The following is a 542-nucleotide window of genomic DNA, read 5'->3' as shown; positions in this document are numbered from 1 at the left end:
TCACGGATCGAGGTCACCGGCACAAGGCCGGTGATGACATCCGGAAGCGGTGCAGATTCCGTCCCGACGTCGTCATCACACAGGAAGTTCAACCATGCCCAACAAACATCGTGGCGAAGTGGCGCTCGAAATCGGCGACACGCGCTACACGCTCTGCCTCACGCTCGGTGCGCTCGCTGCGTTGGAGGATGCTTTCGGCGCGCAGGATCTCGTCGCTTTGACGGAACGCTTCGCCACTGGACGGTTGTCGAGCCGCGATCTCCTGACGATCCTCGCGGTGGCTCTGCGCGCCGGCGGACATGATCTCAGCGATGCCGATGTCGCGAACCTGCCGTTGAGCGACGGCATTGCGCCGTTGGCGGAGGCGATCGCGGCGCTTCTCGTCGCCACCTTCGGCGCAGCGGACGCAGAGGAAAACCCTCCGCTTCCGCAGGGCGCATGAAAGGGCGAGCGGGCGTTGCGCAGCGCCACTCAGTGGGAGAAAACCATGTGCCGCAACCTTTGCCGCGGCAGACATGTCCAAGGCAAGCGCTCCCTTGGCA

Annotated in this window: 1 protein-coding gene; it reads left to right on the top strand. The window is 64.4% G+C overall.

The annotated features are described in order from the left end of the window. Positions 1 to 94 precede the first annotated feature (94 nt). Entirely contained in the window at positions 95 to 442 is a 348-nt protein-coding gene (locus AC1DT3_RS23815) for a gene transfer agent family protein (protein WP_477467609.1), read from the top strand. Positions 443 to 542: the final 100 nt, after the last annotated feature.

It is taken from the genome of Microvirga sp. P4_G7 (assembly GCF_056401005.1).
This window is presented reverse-complemented; position numbering and strand designations above follow the sequence as displayed.